Origin of the sequence: Streptomyces griseorubiginosus, from assembly GCF_036345115.1 — a bacterium.
In the GTDB taxonomy this organism is placed as follows: Bacteria; Actinomycetota; Actinomycetes; order Streptomycetales; family Streptomycetaceae; genus Streptomyces; species Streptomyces griseorubiginosus_C.
On record NZ_CP107766.1, the window covers coordinates 184,499 to 199,754 of the forward strand.

Genomic DNA, 15,256 nt, shown 5'->3' on the forward strand with positions numbered 1-15,256 from the left:
TGACCTGGTACCCTCGATGCACTAAGACGATTCATTTGGCTATATGAGGAGCCCCATCGTGTCCGAGGCAGCCCGCGCAAGTGAAACGGTGGCCGTACCCGCACCTTCCCGCAGCCGCGTCGGACGCCAGGTACGGGTCCCGAAGACCGCCGAGCTGGTCGCGGGCCACCTGCGCCGCCAGATCGTACGGGGTGAGCTGAAGCCCGGCGACGCGCTGCCGCCGGAGTCGGGGCTGATGGAGCAGTTCGGCATCTCGCGCCCGACCCTGCGCGAGGCCTTCCGCGTCCTGGAGTCCGAGTCCCTGATCACGGTGCGCCGTGGCGCGCACGGCGGCGCCCGGGTGAGCGCGCCCGACGCCGATGTCGCCGCCCGCTTCGCCGGTCTGATCCTCGAGTACCGCGGGGCCACCCTGGGCGACCTCTACCGCGCGGCAGCCCTCATCGAACCGCCCTGCGCCCGCCAGCTCGCCACCAAGCCAACCGCCGCCGACATCAAGCGGCTGCGCGACGCGGTGGCCGCCGAGAAGGCCGTCCTGGAGGACCCCCTGGCGCTGGTCGAGGCGCAGGACGCCTTCCACGCGCTGCTGGTCGAGCTCACCGGCAACCAGACCCTGATCCTGCTGTGCAGCATGGTCCGCAACATCATCGACCGGGCCAACGCCTCCTACACCGCCGCCGCCACCGACGCCGAGACGCAGAAGGCGCAGGCACTCAAGGGGCACCGGGCGCACGTCCGGCTGGTCGGGCTGATCGAGGCCGGGAAGGCGGACGAGGCCGAGAAGCTCTGGCAGCGCCACATCTCCAGCGCCGACGACGTCGTGAACTCCGCCGGACCCAAGACGGTGCTCGAACTCCTGGACTGACCGCGCCCCGGCGACCGACCGCGCCCGCGCACGACCGACCGCATCCCGACCCCGGTCACCACCACCCCCTTGCCTCCAAGAAACAGTTAGATAATTATAGGAGGCGTACCGATTAGATCCGGGGTCCGGAGGCGACGGCATGGCCGAACAGCGCAAGCGAATCTTCGACTGCGACCAGCACATGTACGAGGAGCGGGACTCCTTCACCCGCTACCTCCCGAAGGAGTTCCTCGGCTCGGCGGTCGCGCCGGTCACCCTGCCCGACGGGCGGGAGGTGATCCTCGCCGGCGACCGGATCGTCGTCTGCCTGGAGCCCGAGTTCGGGCAGGTCTACCGCCCCGGCTCACTGAAGGAGATGCTCAAGGCGATGGCCTCGGGCAATCCGGAGGAGACGTACCAGTTCGAGCCGATGCACGAGTCCTACCAGAACCGGGACGCCCGGCTGCGGGTCATGGACGAGCAGGGCCTCGACCAGTCGATCATGTACCCGGGCGGCTGGGCCCTGGTCGCCGAGGAGTACGTGAAGGGCGTCGAGCCGCTCTACGCCAACTACCACTCGTTCAACCGCTACATGAACGAGGTCTGGGGCTTCGACCACCAGGGCCGCATCTACGCCCCCGCCCTGCTCTCCCTGCGCGACCTGGACCACGCGGTCAAGGAGCTGGAGTACGTCCTGAACCAGGGCGCCCGCTTCATCCTCCTGCCCACCGGCCCGGTGTACGGCCGCTCGCCGGGCGACCCGTACTTCGACCCGTTCTGGAAGCTGGTCAACGAGGCCAAGGCGAGCGTCTGCTACCACATCAGCGAGTTCTACTACAACTCGCAGGTCGCCCCCTCCTGGGGCTTCGACCCGAACCCGATCCACTTCCGGATGTCGGCCTGGCAGTGGCAGAACACCTACGGCCAGCGCCCCATCGAGGAGACGCTGTCCGCGCTCATCTTCGACAACCTCTTCGGCCGCTTCCCCGACATCAACGTCCTGGTCTCCGAGTTCGGCTCCGAGTGGGTGCCGCACTTCGTCCGCCACATGGACAAGAGCCGGGGCATGGGCCGCAACGGCCCCTGGGTCGGCGGGCAGTTGACCGAGCGTCCCAGCCAGTTGTTCCGCAAGCACGTGCGCGTGGTGCCCTACCCCGAGGACGACATCGTGGACGTCGTCCGCCGGCTCGGCTACCACGAGTCCATCGTCATGGGCTCCGACTTCCCGCACGCGGAGGGCCTTGCATCACCGGCCGACTTCCGCAAGCTGATCGCGGAGCTCGACGAGTCCGCTCAGGACGACATCATGTTCCACAACGCTCAGCAGCTGATCAGCCGCTGAGCCGGACCGCCGCTCCGTGGCTTGGAGCAGGCGCGACGTAGGACGGCTCCCCGAGCGTCTCGCCGGGGAGCCAAGTGTTGTTCCTTTGGCCACCTGCCCTGGTTGCCTGCCCATTTGTCAGCGTGCCCGGATGGCAGAGCCGGGCCTCGTGGCATGGGGCGCCGAGCAGTGGCTCGGCATTCGGTCGTAGGTCAGGGCAGCTCGGTGGCCAAGCCCCCCGCCAGGTCCGCGATGTCCCTGAGCAGGGCCGTACCGTGCGGGGAGTGGTCGTAGCCGGCGAGTGGGTAGCCGTTGCTCAGGCAGGCGAAGGAGAGGCCCGACTCCGGGTCCATGAAGCCCAGTTGGTACGCGGCGCCGGCGCTGCCGAAGAGGGACGGGGAGCCGGTCGAGGGCAGGTTGCTTCCCGCGTCCGGGCCGGCCACCGTCACGAACAGGCCCATGCTGGTGCGCCGTTCGTCGCCGCCGCCGTAGATCTGGTCCCCGTACGGGTGGTCGGTGAGCCGGATCCGGGTGCCCTCCGCCACCGCCTCCGGCTTCCACAGACCGGAGTGCTCCAGTGCCTGGAAGTACAGGACGACGTCCGCGGCGGTGGCGACGAGGGCGTGGCTGGGCTCTCCGGCCGCGAGGACTTTCGGGTCGGAGAGGTACCACGGCCCCCAGGGGTCGGGCTCCTGCTCGTCGCTGGTGCGGTCGGTGGCGGTCATCGGGGCGACGGTGCCGGGCTGACGGTCCTCCGGCACCCCCAGTTCGATCGACTCCAGGCCCAGCGGCCGCGCCAGCCGCTCCCGCAGGTAGTCGGCGAAGGCCAGGCCCGTGCGTCGCTCGACGATCTCGGCGATCAGCCAGGCCGCCGAGGTGAGGTGGAACTGGAAGCGGGTGCCCGGCGGGTAGTCCAGCCGCCAGCGTCCGAAGGCGGCGAGCCGCTGCTCGCGGTCGAGCATCTTGGGGAATCCCAGGGGGGCGAAGGGAAAGCCCGCGGTGTGCGTCAGCACCTGCTCGACCGTCACCTCCTCCTTCCCGTTCGGTGCGAACTCCGGGATGATCGCGGCGACTTGCTCTCCCACGTCGAGGAGTCCGTCGCCGATCAGCTTCCACACCACGCCCGCGACGATCGACCGCCCGACGGACTGCAGCACGTACCGGGTATCGGGGCCCGCGTCACCGTACGTCTCGAAGGCCACCAGTCGGCCGGCGCGAGCGACGGCGACCTGCGCGGACGGCAGGGGGCCGCGTTCGACCTCCCGGCGGATCCGGTGCAGCAGGACGTCGAGTCGCTCGGGGGCGACGAGGTCAGACACCTGTTCCTCCTTCGTACGGCTCCCGCAGGCCGCGGCGTACGACCTTGCCGTTGGCGTTGCGGGGCAGGTCGTCCACGAACCACCAGCGGACGGGGACCTTGAACCCGGACAGCCGGGCGCGGACATGGCTTCTGAGGGCGGCCGGATCGGGAGGGGCGTGGGGCGCGGCCGGTACGACGAAGGCGACGACGGTCTGGCCCAGGCGCTCGTCCGGTACGCCTATCACCGCGGCGTCCGCCACGCCGGGATGGTCGGCCAGGACGGTCTCCACCTCCAGCGGGTGGACGTTCTCGCCGCCCCGGATGATCATGTCGGTGCCGCGGCCGAGGAGGTAGAGGTAGCCGTCCTGGGCGATCCGGCCCAGGTCGCCGCTGTGCAGCCAGCCTTCGGCGTCGATCCGGAAGAAGTGGTCGGCGCGGGCGTGGATCTCGCCGATGCCGTCCGGCCCGGCGGCGTCGACCCTGACCTCGACCCCGGGGGCGGGCCGCCCGACCGAGCGGAGCAGCTCGGTGCGGCCCGCGATCGCTTCGCGGTGGTCCTCGGGGGTGAGCACGCTGATCGGTGAACCCTCGGTCTGGCCGAACATGTTGAGCATCCGGACACCCGGCATCGCCTCGTACGTCCGCCGCAGGGTGCCGGGGCGGACGGGCGCGCCCCCGTACTGGAGGGTCCGCAGGGTCTCGTGCCGTGCCTCGCCGGCGGCCAGCAGGGTCTCCAGCATCGCCGGGACCATGCTGGTGTGGGTGGTGCCGAGGTCCCTGAGCAGGGTCCAGCCCTCGACGGTGAAGCGGGGCAGGCCGGTGATCAGCGCGCCGGCGGCGAGGGCGACGGCGAGGTTGCCCAGGCCCGCGATGTGGTGGAAGGGCGCGCTGCCGCCGTAGAAACTGTCGGGGTCCAGGCCGCAGAGGCTTCCGTTGACGCGGGCGCGGGCGGCCAGTCGCCGCTGGGTCATCGGGACGGGTTTGGGCAGGCCGGTGGTGCCGGAGGTGTGCAGGACGGCGGCGAGTTCGTCGGGGCGAGCCGTCAAGGTGCGGGTGCTGCCGGGCAGTTCGGGCACGGTGGCGACGCACCGGCCGGAGAGTTCTGCCACCTGCTCCGCGAGTTCGGTGAACTCGGGCTGGGTCAGCACGACTTGGCACGGGAGTTGGCGGACCACGGCGGCGATCTCGTGCGCGGTCATGCGGACGCCGAGCGGGGCGAGCGGGTGACCGGATCCGGCGGCGCCGATCACCAGCGCGAGGGCGTCGGCGGAGGTGGCGACCAGGGCCGGGACCGGGGCGCCGGGCTCCAGTCCGAGCGAGTCCAGCCAGTCGGCGGCGCCGGCCGCGCGGTCCAGGAGTTCTCGCCCGGTCCAGGTCGAGTCCCCGAACCGGACGGCGGGGCGGGAGTGGTCGTAGGCACGACTGACCATGGCGGTCCAGGTGACGCCTACCGCCTGAGCCATCGGCGCGGGGCCGTTTCCTCCAGCCACCTCGGTCTCCCGCACGGGCCCGAGGCCCCGGGGAGGCACACCCACTGCCCCAGCACCCGCATCCCGTACCGCGGTCACCGGGTCACGGCTCCAGGCGGGCCGCCGCCGTGCCGGTGACCACCTCGACGCCGTTCTGGTTGACCGTGCGCAGGGTGAAGTGGGCGACCGGGGCGTCCGGGGTGTCGTCGATCGAGTCGACCGTCACCGTGGCGGTGAGGGTGTCGCCCGGCCAGACCTGGGCCTTGAAGCGCACGCCGTAGCGCAGCAGCGACTCCGGGCCGACCCAGTCGGTCAGGACGCGGCCGGTCATGCCCATGGAGAGCATGCCGTGGGCGAAGACGCCGGGGTATCCCGCGGCCTCGACGGCGAACCGCTCGTCGGTGTGCAGCGGGTTGAAGTCGCCGGAGGCGCCCGCGTACTGCACGATCCGGGTGCGCTTGAGGTCCTCGACGAGGACGCTCTCACGGGTCTCGCCGACCTTGATGTCGTTGCTGCTCAGGCTCATCGCGCGTCCTTCGGGGTCGCGGGGCCCTCGGGTACGACGGCCACGGTCACGGCGCTGACGACGGGCTCGCCGTCGGCGTCCCGGTACTCGGTGACGCGCTCGCTGAACAGCAGACGGCCGCTGCGCCCCTGCTTCTCCCAGCTGCGTCCGGGAACGGTGTGGGCGTAGAGCGTCTCGCCGGCGCGCACCGGGCGGTGGTACTCGAAGTGCTGCTCGGCGTGGAGTCCGCCGCCGCCCTCGGCCATCACCCCGGGGCCGCCGCCGGATCCGAACCACTCCTCGTCCGGCTTGGGACGCAGGTGGTAGTCGGGGTCGTAGTGGGCGCTCGCCATGGTGAAGGTCGGTGGGGCGAGGGCCGACTGGCCCTGGTACGCGGGGTGTTCGTCGCCGATGGCGCGGGCGAACATCATGATGTGCCCGGCCTCGACGGGGAACGGCTGCGGGATCGGCTGCCCTGTCATCGTCAGGAACCTCCTTGTTCAGTACGGCAGGAACGCGTCGCGGGTGGCCTCGTCCGGGTCGAAGTCCGGCGGCAGGCCCTCGAACTTCGGCTCGCGCTTCTCCACGAAACTCGCGACGCCCTCGCGGAAGTCGGGTGAGCCCGCGAAGAACTCCATGGCGGAGTAGGAGCGGGCGAGCGCGTCGGTGAAGGGGCGGTCGAGATCGCCGTACACCTGGTGCCGTACGACGGCCATGGCGCGCGGTGAGCAGTTGCGGGCGATGTCCCGGGCGTAGGCGCGGGCGGCGTCCAGCAGGTCCTCGGGTTCGACGACGCGGCTGACGAGGCCGAGCTCCTTGGCCTCGTCAGCGTCGAAGACGCGGCCCGACAGCAGCAGGTCCAGGGCGTTCTCCAGGCCGATGACGCGGGGGAGCACGTACGGCAGGTTGTACTCGCCGGCCAGGCCGCGCCGGGTGAAGGCGGTGGTGAAGCGGGCGCCGCGGGCGGCGAAGCGGACGTCGCAGATCAGCGCCTGGACCAGGCCGATGCCGGCGCAGGCGCCGTTGACGGCGGCGATCATCGGCTTCGGCAGCAGGCGTCTGCTGTACATGGGGACGCGGGCCTGGAGGTTGAGGGACTGGCCCGGCTGGGAGTTCTGTTCCAGGCGCTGGACGTCCATGCCGGGGCAGAAGGCCCTGCCCGCGCCCGTGACGATCACGACGCGGACGGCCGGGTCGTTCGCGGCCTCGTCGAGGAGCGCGAAGAAGCGGCGCTCCATGGGGATGCTCCAGGCGTTCTTGCGCTCGGGGCGGTTGAGGGTGACGGTCGCGACGCCGTCCTCGTCGACCTCGTACAGCACCAGGTCGTCCTGGGCGGGCTCCTCGGTCATCGGGTCACTCCTCCGTCAGAGAGTCGATGGGGCCAATGGGATACATGGGGTTGCCGGGCTCGGCGTCGGCCGGGTCCGCGGGGGCTATCGGTTCGCCTACGCCCGGTCGCTCCCCGGCGATGCTCACCACCACCTGCCCCCGGGCGCAGAGGCGTCCGTCGGTCATCACGTCGACGTCGGCGAAGTGCAGCCTGCGGCCCCGCCGTACGCAGCGCGCGTAGGCGACGGCCTCGCGGCCGCGGGCGGGTGCGAGGAACTGAACCGACATCGACACGGTGCTCAGCCGGCTGCCCTTGTCGAAGTCGTGCCCGGCGATCACGGCTCCCGCCCCTGCGGTGTCGATGAGCGCCGAGATCACCCCGCCGTGGAAGACGTCCTCGTGGGCGGAGAGGGCCTCGGCGTAGGGCAGCAGGATCTCCACGGCCTCCGCGTCCCAGCGGGTCACGCGGATGCGGCAGTGCCGGTTGAAGGCGACCCCGCGCTCCCAGCGGGCCCGGAACCAGATCCGGCGTTCACGCTGTTCCTGGTCGCTGAGGGTCCTCGCCGCGACGGTCATCAGCACGCCCTCCGGTCTCGGTCCGGCGACCGATCCATATAGTTACATGAATTGAATAGTTCAAGCAATCAAGCGGGATGTGATCCAGCCGCTAGATGTATTATTTATATAACTCATTGGCCGCTCGTGAACAGAGGGAGACCTCGATGCCGTCGACCGCCCTGGCCGGGATCCGCGTCCTCGATCTGTCCCGCATCCTCGCCGCGCCCCTGGCCACCCAGATGCTGGCGGACCTCGGCGCAGAGGTGATCAAGGTCGAACGGCCGGGGACGGGTGACGACTCACGCACGTACGGGCCACCGTTCGCGCCCGGCACGGACACCGCCGCCTTCTACCTCTCCTGCAACCGCAACAAGCGGTCGGTCACGGTCAACCACGCCACCGCCGAGGGGCAGGAGGTGATCCGTGCGCTCGCCGCCCGCTCGGACGTGGTCGTCGAGAACTTCCGGACCGGCACACTGGCGAAGTACGGCCTGGACCACGAGAGCCTGCGGGAACTCGATCCACGCCTCGTCTACCTCTCGGTCACGGGCTTCGGTCAGACCGGGCCGTACGCCGAACGGCCCGGCTACGACGGCATCTTCCAGGCCATGTCCGGGATGATGAGCGTCTCCGGGCACCCGGAGGAGCCGATGAAGGTCGGGGTCAGCATGGTCGACATCCTCACCGGCCTGTACGCCTCGACGGCCGTCCTGGCGGCCCTGCGGCACCGTGACGTCACCGGAGAGGGCCAGTTCATCGACCTGTCCCTCCTGGACTGCGGGCTGGCCTCGCTGTCGCACTTCGCGATGAACTACCTGGTCTCCGGCCAGGTGCCCGCGCGGCGCGGCAACGGCGGATACGGCGGCATCCCGTCCCAGGCGTTCCAGTGCGCGGACAAGCCGATCTTCCTCGTCGCGGGCAACGACAAGCAGTTCGCCGCGTTCTGCGCGGCCGCCGACCGCACCGATCTCCTCCAGGACGCGCGGTTCGCCACCACCTCGGCCCGGATCGCGCACCGCGAGGAGATCCTGCCGGTGCTGGAGGCGATCCTGCGCACCCGGACCCGGGACGACTGGCTGACGGTCCTCGACGCACACGATGTTCCGGCCGGCCCGTTCAACGAGATGCCCGAGGTCTTCGCCGACCCGCAGATACGGCACCGGGGGATGCTGGTGGAGGTCGAGGACCCGGTGTCGGGGCGACTGCCGTTGCTCGCCAACCCGATCCGGTTCGCGGCGACGCCGGTCGACGGGTACGCCCCGCCGCCGGGGTTGGGCGAGCACACCGATGAAGTGCTCGGCGAGGTAGCGGGGTTGACGCGGGATCAGATAGCGGGACTGCGCGCGCGGGGCGTCGTGTGACGGACCCCGACCCCGGTCCGACTATCCGAGCAGTGTCCTGCCGCCCTCCAGCATCAGTGTCGCGCCGGTCAGATAGGCCATGTCGTCGCTGACGAGCGCGGCCACCGCCCGCCCGATGTCCGTCTCCGGGTCACCCATCCTGCCCAGCGGAATGCCGGCCACCACCTTCTCGGCCTGGTCCGGGCGGGCGGCGAAGTACGCCTCCGCGGCCGGGCTCAGGGCGGCCGGACAGACGACGTTCACCCGGATCCCGTACGGGCCCCACTCCCGCGCAGCCACGCGCGTGAGTCCCCGGATGGCCTCCTTCGCCATCGCATAGGCCGCGAAGCCCGCCTCGCCCTGCACCGCGGCCGACGAACCGAGGTTGACGACGCTGCCGCGGCCGGCCTTCAGGTGGGGCAGGGCGGACCGCATCGCGTGAAAGACCGCCAACGGGCCACTGCGGTAGGCGAGTTCCACGTCGTCGTACGACGTCTCCTCCAGCCGGCGCTGCACGGAGCTCTGCGCGTTGTTGACGAGCACGTCCAGGCCGCCGAACTCCCGTACCGTCTCCGCCACCATGCGGTCGACGTCCGACCGCTCGCCCACGTCCCCGACGACGCTGTGGACCCGCCCACCGCGTTCGGCGATCTCTCCCGCGGTGTCCTTGAGCTTGCCCTCGGTACGGCCCGTGATCACCACCGCCGCCCCTTCGGCCGCCAGGGCGAGAGCGATCCCGCGGCCCACGCCCTGCCCGCCGCCGGTGACCAGAGCCGTCTTGCCCGCCAACCGCTCCATCACGTCTCCTTCCAGAAGGGGCCCCAGGTGGGGAAGGCGGCCGGCAGTGCCGGCCGTCCGGCGCCCGCCCAGCCCTCGAAACCGACCTGCTGGGGGCGCTCGGTCACGTCCGCCGCGTACCAGTGCTGCTCCCGGCGCCGGGAGAAGTACCACTCGCCGTCCACGCGCGCGTACTCGTCGAGATAGCGGATCGCCATCACGATCCACCGCTCCCCCACCTCGTGCTCGGCACGGCAGTACACGGAACCGGTGGCCGTGTCGCGGCCGGCGAACTCGATGCGGTGACCGCAGATCTGGTGGACGGACCGATGGAAGCCGCGGACGAGGGGCTCGATGTAGGCCAGCAGCGCCTCGCGGCCACGGCCGTGGCGGCCCAGGTCGACGTCGGGTCGGAAGCAGCCCGCCCAGGCGTCGAGGTCGCGGGCGTCCACGGCGAGCGCGTACCGCACGGGCAGCTGCTGGATGGCGAGGTGGGACTCGACGCGGTCGAGGCGGTCCTCGATCGGCGTCATGGCCGGGGCTCCTTGGGCAGGCCGAGGACCTGCTCGCCGATGATGTTGCGCTGGATCTCGCTGGATCCGCCGTAGATCGTTTCCGCCAGGGAGAGCAGGAAGGAGCGCTGCCGCATGTCCAGGCCGTAGTCCTCGCCGACGATCTGACCGGCCGGGCCCGCCAACTCCTGCGCCAGGTGACCGAGTTGCTGGTGGCGGGTGGAGGCGTAGAGCTTGGCCGTGGTGGACTGGGCGCCCGGGGTGCGGCCCGCGGTCAGTTCGGCGAGGGTGCGCAGGTTGGTGGTGCGCATGATGCGTACGGAGATCCAGGCGTCGATGATGCGGCGGCGCAGCATCGGGTCGTCGAGCGCGCCTCGCTCCCGGGCCAGGTCGATCAGCGCCTCGGCCTCACGTTCGAAGGTGAGCTGCTGGGGCAGGAGCGTGGTGCCGCGTTCGATGCCGAGGGTGGCCATCGCGGTGCGCCAGCCCTGTCCGACCTCGCCGACGATCATGTCCGCGCCGGTGCGCGCGTCGGAGAGGAACACCTCGGCGAACTCGTCCTGGCCGGCGAGGTTGCGGATGGGGCGGATCTCGACACCGGGCTGGTCCGTGGGCAGGAGCAGCATGGTCAGGCCCTTGTGCCGTACCGAGTCGGGGTCGGTGCGGGCGAGGACGTAGAGCCAGTCGGCGTGGATACCGAAGGAGGTCCACACCTTCTGCCCGCTGACCACCCATTGGTCGCCGTCGCGCTCGGCCCGGGTGCGGACCGAGGCCAGGTCGGAGCCGGCGCCGGGCTCGCTGAAGCCCTGGCCCCACAGTTCCTCGACGGCGAGGATCGGCGGCAGGAAGCGCTTCTTCTGCTCCTCGCCGCCCATCTTCAGGAGCATCGGGCCGAGGAGGTCGAGGGCGTTGCCGGTGGCCCGGTAGGGGGCGTTCGCGCGGGCGTACTCGTACTCGAAGACGATCTCCTCGAGGAGTCCGAGTCCTCGTCCCCCGTACTCCTTGGGCCAGCCCACACCCAGCCAACCGCCGTTCGAGAGCTCGCGGTCCCAGGCCAGCCGGACCTCCCAGGCCTCCCCGTCGGTGGGGCCGCCGACGCCGCGGTGTGCCGCGAACTCGCCGGTGAGATGGTCCGCCAGCCAGTCCCGCAGCTCGTCGCGGAAGTCACGTACGGCGGGTCCGAAGTCCAGCTCCATGCCGACTTCCTTCCAGAGGTCCAGAGGTTCAGAGGCCCAGAGGGGGTTCAGGGGTTCAGATGCCGAGCCGGGTGGCCAGCAGCTCGCGGTGGTACGACGGTGTGCCGAGCAGCACCTCGGAGCTCTTGGCCCGCTTGAAGTACAGGTGGGCGGGGTGTTCCCAGGTGAAGCCGATACCGCCGTGCACCTGGATGTTGTCGCCGGCGACCTTGGTGAACGCCTCAGAGCAGAAGGCCTGTGCCAGGGCCGCCGCGACGGGGGTCTCCGTGTCGTCGTCCGCGTCCAGGGCCCACAGCCCGGCGTACGCGGCCGAGCGGGCGGCCTCGATCTCCACCAGCATGTCGGCGCACTTGTGCTTGATCCCCTGGAAGGAGCCGATGGGGCGCCCGTACTGCACCCGGATCTTGGCGTAGTCCACGGCGGCGTCCAGAGCGGCGGCCGCTCCCCCGACCTGTTCGGCGGCGAGGAGCACGGACGCGGTGGCGAGGGTGCGTTCGAGTGCGGGCCACGCCGTGTCCTGGCTGCCGATCAGGCGTGCGGGGGTGTCGGTGAAGTCCAGCCGTGCCTGTTTGCGGGTCTGGTCGAGGGTGGGCAGGGCGGTGCGGACGAGACCCGCTGCGTCGCCGTCGACCGCGAAGAGGCTGATGCCCCCAGGGGTGCGGGCGGCGACCAGGACCAGGTCGGCGAGGTGTCCGTCGGGGACGTAGGTCTTCGTGCCGGTCAGCCTCGGGCCGTCGGCGGTGGTGCGGCCGGTGAGCCGGATGCCCTGCTCGTCCCAGCGGCCGCTGTCCTCGGTGAGCGCCAGCGTGGCCACCGTCTCACCGGACGCGATGCCCGGCAGGAGGTCGCGCCGGGCCTGTTCGTCGTCGCAGCGCAGGAGGGCTTCGGCCGCCAGGGCGACGGTGGCGAAGTACGGCCCGCACAACAGCGCCCGGCCGGCCTCCTCGAAGACGATGCCGAGGTCGACGTAGCCGAAGCCGTGACCGCCGTACTCCTCCGGGATCGCGAGCCCCTGGAGGCCCAGTTCGCCGGCCATCCGCCGCCAGAGGACCGGGTCGTGGCCCAGCGGTTCGGCGGCCAGGCGGCGCACGGCCGCCTCGTCGGAGTGCTTGGCCAGGAACGACCGTACGACCTTGCGCAGTTCGTCCTGTTCCTGGCTGAAGGTGAGATCCATGCCGAGCTTCCCGTCCTCGGTGCGACGCGTCTGCCGATCGCTTGCCGCTCTCCGCTCGATACAGTTAGATAATTATAGTATCCACACTGAATGCACCAGGAGCGCGACGTGACCGATCTCTACGCCCCGTTCACGAGCCTGACCTTCGAGCGGCCCGCGCCCGGCGTGCTGCGCGTCGTGCTCGACGCCCCGAACCTCAACGCGGTCGACCCGCGGATGCACTGCGAGCTGGCCGACATCTGGCCGGTGATCGACCGGGACGAACAGACCCGGGCGGTGCTGGTCCAGGGGGCCGGCCGGGCGTTCTCGGCGGGCGGGACCTTCGACTCCATCGAGGCCATGACCGAGGACTACGCGGTGCGCGCCCGGGTGATGCGCGAGGCGCGGGACATGGTCTACGGGGTGATGAACTGCTCCAAGCCCGTGGTCTCCGCGATCCACGGTCCGGCGGTCGGTGCGGGACTGGTCATCGGCATGCTGGCGGACATCTCGATCGCCGCCCGCACCGCGAAGATCGTCGACGGGCACACCCGGCTCGGTGTCGCTGCGGGCGATCACGCCGCCATCTGCTGGCCGTTGCTGTGCGGCATGGCCAAGGCCAAGTACTACCTGCTCACCTGTGAGGCGCTCACCGGCGAGGAGGCCGAGCGGATCGGGCTGGTGTCGAAGTGCGTGGCCGACGAGGACGTGCACGCGGAGGCGCTCCGGGTGGCGAGCGTCCTGGCCGCCGGCCCCACCAGCGCCATCAGCTGGACCAAGCGGTCCCTCAACCACTGGTACCGCACCGCCCAGCCGATCTTCGAAGCCTCGCTCGGGCTGGAGTTCTTCGGGTTCGCGGGCCACGAGGTCGTCGAGGGCCTGGCCGCCCACCGCGACAAGCGCGCCCCGGACTTCGAGGGCGTGGGCGACAAGAACCCGCTGGCTCTGTGATCACCGGACCAGAACCCTTTGGCTCTGTGACCACCGCACTAGAACCCCCTGGCTCTCCGACCGCCGCACAAGAGGAACCGATCATGACTGCTGAGCAGATCACCACCGAAGTCCCGCCGCTGGTACGGGGGTTGACCTACGAGGAGATGCCGGTCGGGCAGGTCTTCCGTACCGCCCGCCGTACCGTCACCGAGACCGACCTGGTCAACTTCGTCACCTGGGGCGGCTTCACCGAGCCGCTCTTCTGGGACGCCACGCACGCGGCGGAGGGCGGGTACACGGGCCGACTGGTGCCCGGCGGCCTGACCTACTGTCTGGCCGAAGGGCTCGTCCTGCAGACGAACGTGCTGCACGGCACCGGACTCGCCTTCCTCCACATGGAGCTCGACGTGCTGGGACCGGTCTACGTCGGCGACACGCTGTACGCCGTCGTGGAGACCACGGGCTGCCGCCCCTCCAGCAAGCCCGGCCGGGGCGTGGTGACCAGCCGGATCACCGTGCGCAACCAGCGGGACGAGGACGTCCTGGTCTACTGCCCGGTGCGGCTGATCCGCGGCCGGGACTACGAGGCGCCGGCGCCGTGAGAGCGGGGGACGAGGGACAGTCCGGGCTTCGGACCCACGGCGGACTCGGTGGACTCGATGGCGAACGCTCCCCCGTGCACCCAGTCGGACGGCATCGCGGGTCGCGGGGCCAGCTCGTGGTCCGGGATCGCCATCGCGTAGAGGCGGGTGTAGCGGAACTTGGCCTCCAGGTTGTCGAGGACCGACCAGTACTCGTAGCCGCACACCTCGACACCGGCGGCGACGAGTCCCGCCAGCCAGGCGAGCCGGGCCCGCAGGAGGGCCCGACGCCGGGTGTCGTCACTGTGTCCCGTCTCGTCCACCAGGTCCAGGTCGCCCATGCCGTTGTCGACGACCGACAGCGGGGGCAGCGTGTCCCCGTACTGGTCGCACAGCCCGGCTACGGCGTCGGCGAGCCCCTCGGGGATGATCGGCCAGCCGTAGGCGGTCGTCTCCACGTCGTCGAAGGGCACGATCGCGAACCCGAGTCCCACGAGCAGGCGGTTGACCTCGTTGAGGGCGCTGCGGCACTTGGTGGTCGGCAGGACGCGGGGCAGGTTCTCCGGCGCGGTGACGCGGAACGGCGTGTGCCAGGACAGGCCCAGCAGGTCCTGGGCGGTGGCGATGACCTCCAGGTCGCCGGGGCGTACGCAGCCGGAGGCCGCCACCGGGGCTTCGTCGTCCTCGGTCACCATGTGTTCCCCGAGCAGCAGGGGGTCGAGGAACAGGCGGTTGGTCCAGGCGTCCAGACGCTCCAGGGCGAGCCGGTCGTAGGGGTCGTCGGTGGCCGCGTAGCCGCCGACGAGGGTGACCGTCGTCCCGATCCGGCCCGTGGCGCCGACGGACCTGAGGGCCTGGGTGGCGAGCCCGTTGGCCAGAAGGATGTGGTGGACCGCCGGCAGCCCGGCGCGGCCCGCGCCCCGGCCCGGTGAGTACATTCCGGCCACATGGTCGGCGAGTGTGGGACCGGCGAGGTCGGTGGAGGTGATCCAGCGGTCCACCCGGTCGCCGAAGCGGCGGCCCAGCTCGGCGGCGTACGCGGCGAAGTGCTCCGCGGTGTCGCGGCTGAGCCAGCCGCCCGCGGCGTCCAGCCAGGGGGGCAGGGTGCGGTCGAACAGGGTGAGTGCGGGGCGCCTGCCCTGTGCGAGCAGGGCGTCGAGCGCGCGCTCGCAGCGGTCCAGCGCCTGCCGGTCCCAACGGCCTGGGCCGTCGGGCTGGAGCTGCGGCCACCCGGCGACCATGCGGTGGGTGTCCGGGGTGACGCCGAGCAGCTGCCGGATGTCGTCCGTCCACTGCCGGAAGTGCCCGCCGCGTTCCGGCGGGGGCGGCGGTGGAGCCGCGATGGTGTCCGCCGTGGCGACCCCCCAGTCGACACCGCGCAAGGACTCATGCAGGAAACCATCGCTCATGGGCACCGTCCAGGCGGTCAATGGTTTAGCGC

16 protein-coding genes are annotated in these 15,256 nt (G+C 71.0%); 5 read left to right on the plus strand and 11 right to left on the minus strand.

The features are described from left to right. Positions 1–58: 58 nt before the first annotated feature. Together OHN19_RS00850 and OHN19_RS00855 are read left to right on the plus strand one after the other, a co-directional pair. On the plus strand, positions 59–862 hold the full coding sequence (locus tag OHN19_RS00850; protein WP_330262198.1) for a FadR/GntR family transcriptional regulator: 804 nt from the start codon (positions 59–61) through the stop codon (positions 860–862). A gap of 139 nt (positions 863–1,001) precedes the next feature. Continuing rightward, positions 1,002–2,183 (plus strand): amidohydrolase family protein, encoded by a 1,182-nt coding sequence (locus OHN19_RS00855; RefSeq protein WP_330262199.1) that lies wholly within the window; start codon positions 1,002–1,004, stop codon positions 2,181–2,183. Positions 2,184–2,374: 191 nt separating this feature from the next. Here OHN19_RS00855 and OHN19_RS00860 read toward each other — a convergent pair whose 3' ends face one another. The 6 genes from OHN19_RS00860 to OHN19_RS00885 all read right to left on the minus strand — a co-directional run bounded on the left by OHN19_RS00860 (position 2,375) and on the right by OHN19_RS00885 (position 7,341). Next, positions 2,375–3,481, minus strand: coding sequence for a serine hydrolase domain-containing protein (locus tag OHN19_RS00860; protein WP_330262200.1), 1,107 nt, complete (start codon positions 3,479–3,481; stop codon positions 2,375–2,377). Continuing rightward, the gene (locus OHN19_RS00865; RefSeq protein WP_330262201.1) at positions 3,474–4,925 is read right to left on the minus strand and encodes a class I adenylate-forming enzyme family protein; all 1,452 of its coding nucleotides are present in this window, start codon (positions 4,923–4,925) and stop codon (positions 3,474–3,476) included. Before OHN19_RS00865 ends, OHN19_RS00860 begins: the two co-directional genes overlap by 8 nt. A gap of 109 nt (positions 4,926–5,034) precedes the next feature. Continuing rightward, positions 5,035–5,457, minus strand: a complete 423-nt coding sequence (locus OHN19_RS00870) for a MaoC/PaaZ C-terminal domain-containing protein (RefSeq protein WP_330262202.1) — start codon at positions 5,455–5,457, stop codon at positions 5,035–5,037. Beyond that, a complete protein-coding gene (locus OHN19_RS00875; RefSeq protein ID WP_330262203.1) occupies positions 5,454–5,918 on the minus strand; it encodes an FAS1-like dehydratase domain-containing protein in 465 nt (154 codons plus the stop codon). The genes OHN19_RS00870 and OHN19_RS00875 overlap by 4 nt, the downstream gene beginning before the upstream one ends. 18 nt (positions 5,919–5,936) lie before the next feature. After that, positions 5,937–6,785, minus strand: a complete 849-nt coding sequence (locus OHN19_RS00880) for an enoyl-CoA hydratase-related protein (RefSeq protein WP_330262204.1) — start codon at positions 6,783–6,785, stop codon at positions 5,937–5,939. 4 nt (positions 6,786–6,789) lie between these two features. Then, the gene (locus OHN19_RS00885; protein WP_330269499.1) at positions 6,790–7,341 is read right to left on the minus strand and encodes a PaaI family thioesterase; all 552 of its coding nucleotides are present in this window, start codon (positions 7,339–7,341) and stop codon (positions 6,790–6,792) included. Between the two features lie 146 nt (positions 7,342–7,487). On the opposite strand from OHN19_RS00885, the gene OHN19_RS00890 reads away from it, so the two are divergent. After that, positions 7,488–8,684: a CoA transferase gene (locus OHN19_RS00890; RefSeq protein ID WP_330262205.1), complete on the plus strand. Its 1,197-nt coding sequence runs from the start codon at positions 7,488–7,490 to the stop codon at positions 8,682–8,684. Between the two features lie 21 nt (positions 8,685–8,705). On the opposite strand, the gene OHN19_RS00895 is transcribed toward OHN19_RS00890, so the two are convergent. The 4 genes from OHN19_RS00895 to OHN19_RS00910 are packed head-to-tail and all read right to left on the minus strand — an operon-like array spanning position 8,706 to position 12,322. Next, positions 8,706–9,461: an SDR family oxidoreductase gene (locus tag OHN19_RS00895; RefSeq protein WP_330262206.1), complete on the minus strand. Its 756-nt coding sequence runs from the start codon at positions 9,459–9,461 to the stop codon at positions 8,706–8,708. Further along, positions 9,461–9,973, minus strand: coding sequence for a nuclear transport factor 2 family protein (locus OHN19_RS00900; RefSeq protein WP_330262207.1), 513 nt, complete (start codon positions 9,971–9,973; stop codon positions 9,461–9,463). The genes OHN19_RS00895 and OHN19_RS00900 overlap by 1 nt, the downstream gene beginning before the upstream one ends. Continuing rightward, positions 9,970–11,148: an acyl-CoA dehydrogenase family protein gene (locus tag OHN19_RS00905; protein ID WP_330262208.1), complete on the minus strand. Its 1,179-nt coding sequence runs from the start codon at positions 11,146–11,148 to the stop codon at positions 9,970–9,972. The genes OHN19_RS00900 and OHN19_RS00905 overlap by 4 nt, the downstream gene beginning before the upstream one ends. Positions 11,149–11,203: 55 nt before the next feature. Next, positions 11,204–12,322, minus strand: a complete 1,119-nt coding sequence (locus OHN19_RS00910; RefSeq protein WP_330262209.1) for an acyl-CoA dehydrogenase family protein — start codon at positions 12,320–12,322, stop codon at positions 11,204–11,206. A 108-nt stretch (positions 12,323–12,430) separates the two neighbouring features. On the opposite strand from OHN19_RS00910, the gene OHN19_RS00915 reads away from it, so the two are divergent. Continuing rightward, on the plus strand, positions 12,431–13,252 hold the full coding sequence (locus tag OHN19_RS00915) for an enoyl-CoA hydratase/isomerase family protein (protein WP_330262210.1): 822 nt from the start codon (positions 12,431–12,433) through the stop codon (positions 13,250–13,252). 83 nt (positions 13,253–13,335) lie between these two features. Next, positions 13,336–13,836 carry a MaoC family dehydratase gene (locus tag OHN19_RS00920; RefSeq protein ID WP_330262211.1) on the plus strand — a complete coding sequence of 167 codons (501 nt, stop codon included), beginning with the start codon at positions 13,336–13,338 and terminating at the stop codon, positions 13,834–13,836. Here OHN19_RS00920 and OHN19_RS00925 read toward each other — a convergent pair. Then, positions 13,815–15,224, minus strand: a complete 1,410-nt coding sequence (locus OHN19_RS00925) for a family 1 glycosylhydrolase (RefSeq protein ID WP_330262212.1) — start codon at positions 15,222–15,224, stop codon at positions 13,815–13,817. The two genes, OHN19_RS00920 and OHN19_RS00925, sit on opposite strands and share 22 nt — an antisense overlap. Positions 15,225–15,256: the final 32 nt, after the last annotated feature.

Coding starts and splice junctions, on each gene's coding strand:
- OHN19_RS00880 (WP_330262204.1), bottom strand. CDS start 6,785: ATGACCGAGGAGCCCGCCCAGGACGACCTGGTGCTGTACGAGGTCGAC.
- OHN19_RS00890 (WP_330262205.1), top strand. CDS start 7,488: ATGCCGTCGACCGCCCTGGCCGGGATCCGCGTCCTCGATCTGTCCCGC.
- OHN19_RS00900 (WP_330262207.1), bottom strand. CDS start 9,973: ATGACGCCGATCGAGGACCGCCTCGACCGCGTCGAGTCCCACCTCGCC.
- OHN19_RS00920 (WP_330262211.1), top strand. CDS start 13,336: ATGACTGCTGAGCAGATCACCACCGAAGTCCCGCCGCTGGTACGGGGG.
- OHN19_RS00870 (WP_330262202.1), bottom strand. CDS start 5,457: ATGAGCCTGAGCAGCAACGACATCAAGGTCGGCGAGACCCGTGAGAGC.
- OHN19_RS00910 (WP_330262209.1), bottom strand. CDS start 12,322: ATGGATCTCACCTTCAGCCAGGAACAGGACGAACTGCGCAAGGTCGTA.
- OHN19_RS00925 (WP_330262212.1), bottom strand. CDS start 15,224: ATGAGCGATGGTTTCCTGCATGAGTCCTTGCGCGGTGTCGACTGGGGG.
- OHN19_RS00855 (WP_330262199.1), top strand. CDS start 1,002: ATGGCCGAACAGCGCAAGCGAATCTTCGACTGCGACCAGCACATGTAC.
- OHN19_RS00895 (WP_330262206.1), bottom strand. CDS start 9,461: ATGGAGCGGTTGGCGGGCAAGACGGCTCTGGTCACCGGCGGCGGGCAG.
- OHN19_RS00885 (WP_330269499.1), bottom strand. CDS start 7,341: ATGACCGTCGCGGCGAGGACCCTCAGCGACCAGGAACAGCGTGAACGC.
- OHN19_RS00865 (WP_330262201.1), bottom strand. CDS start 4,925: ATGGCTCAGGCGGTAGGCGTCACCTGGACCGCCATGGTCAGTCGTGCC.
- OHN19_RS00905 (WP_330262208.1), bottom strand. CDS start 11,148: ATGGAGCTGGACTTCGGACCCGCCGTACGTGACTTCCGCGACGAGCTG.
- OHN19_RS00875 (WP_330262203.1), bottom strand. CDS start 5,918: ATGACAGGGCAGCCGATCCCGCAGCCGTTCCCCGTCGAGGCCGGGCAC.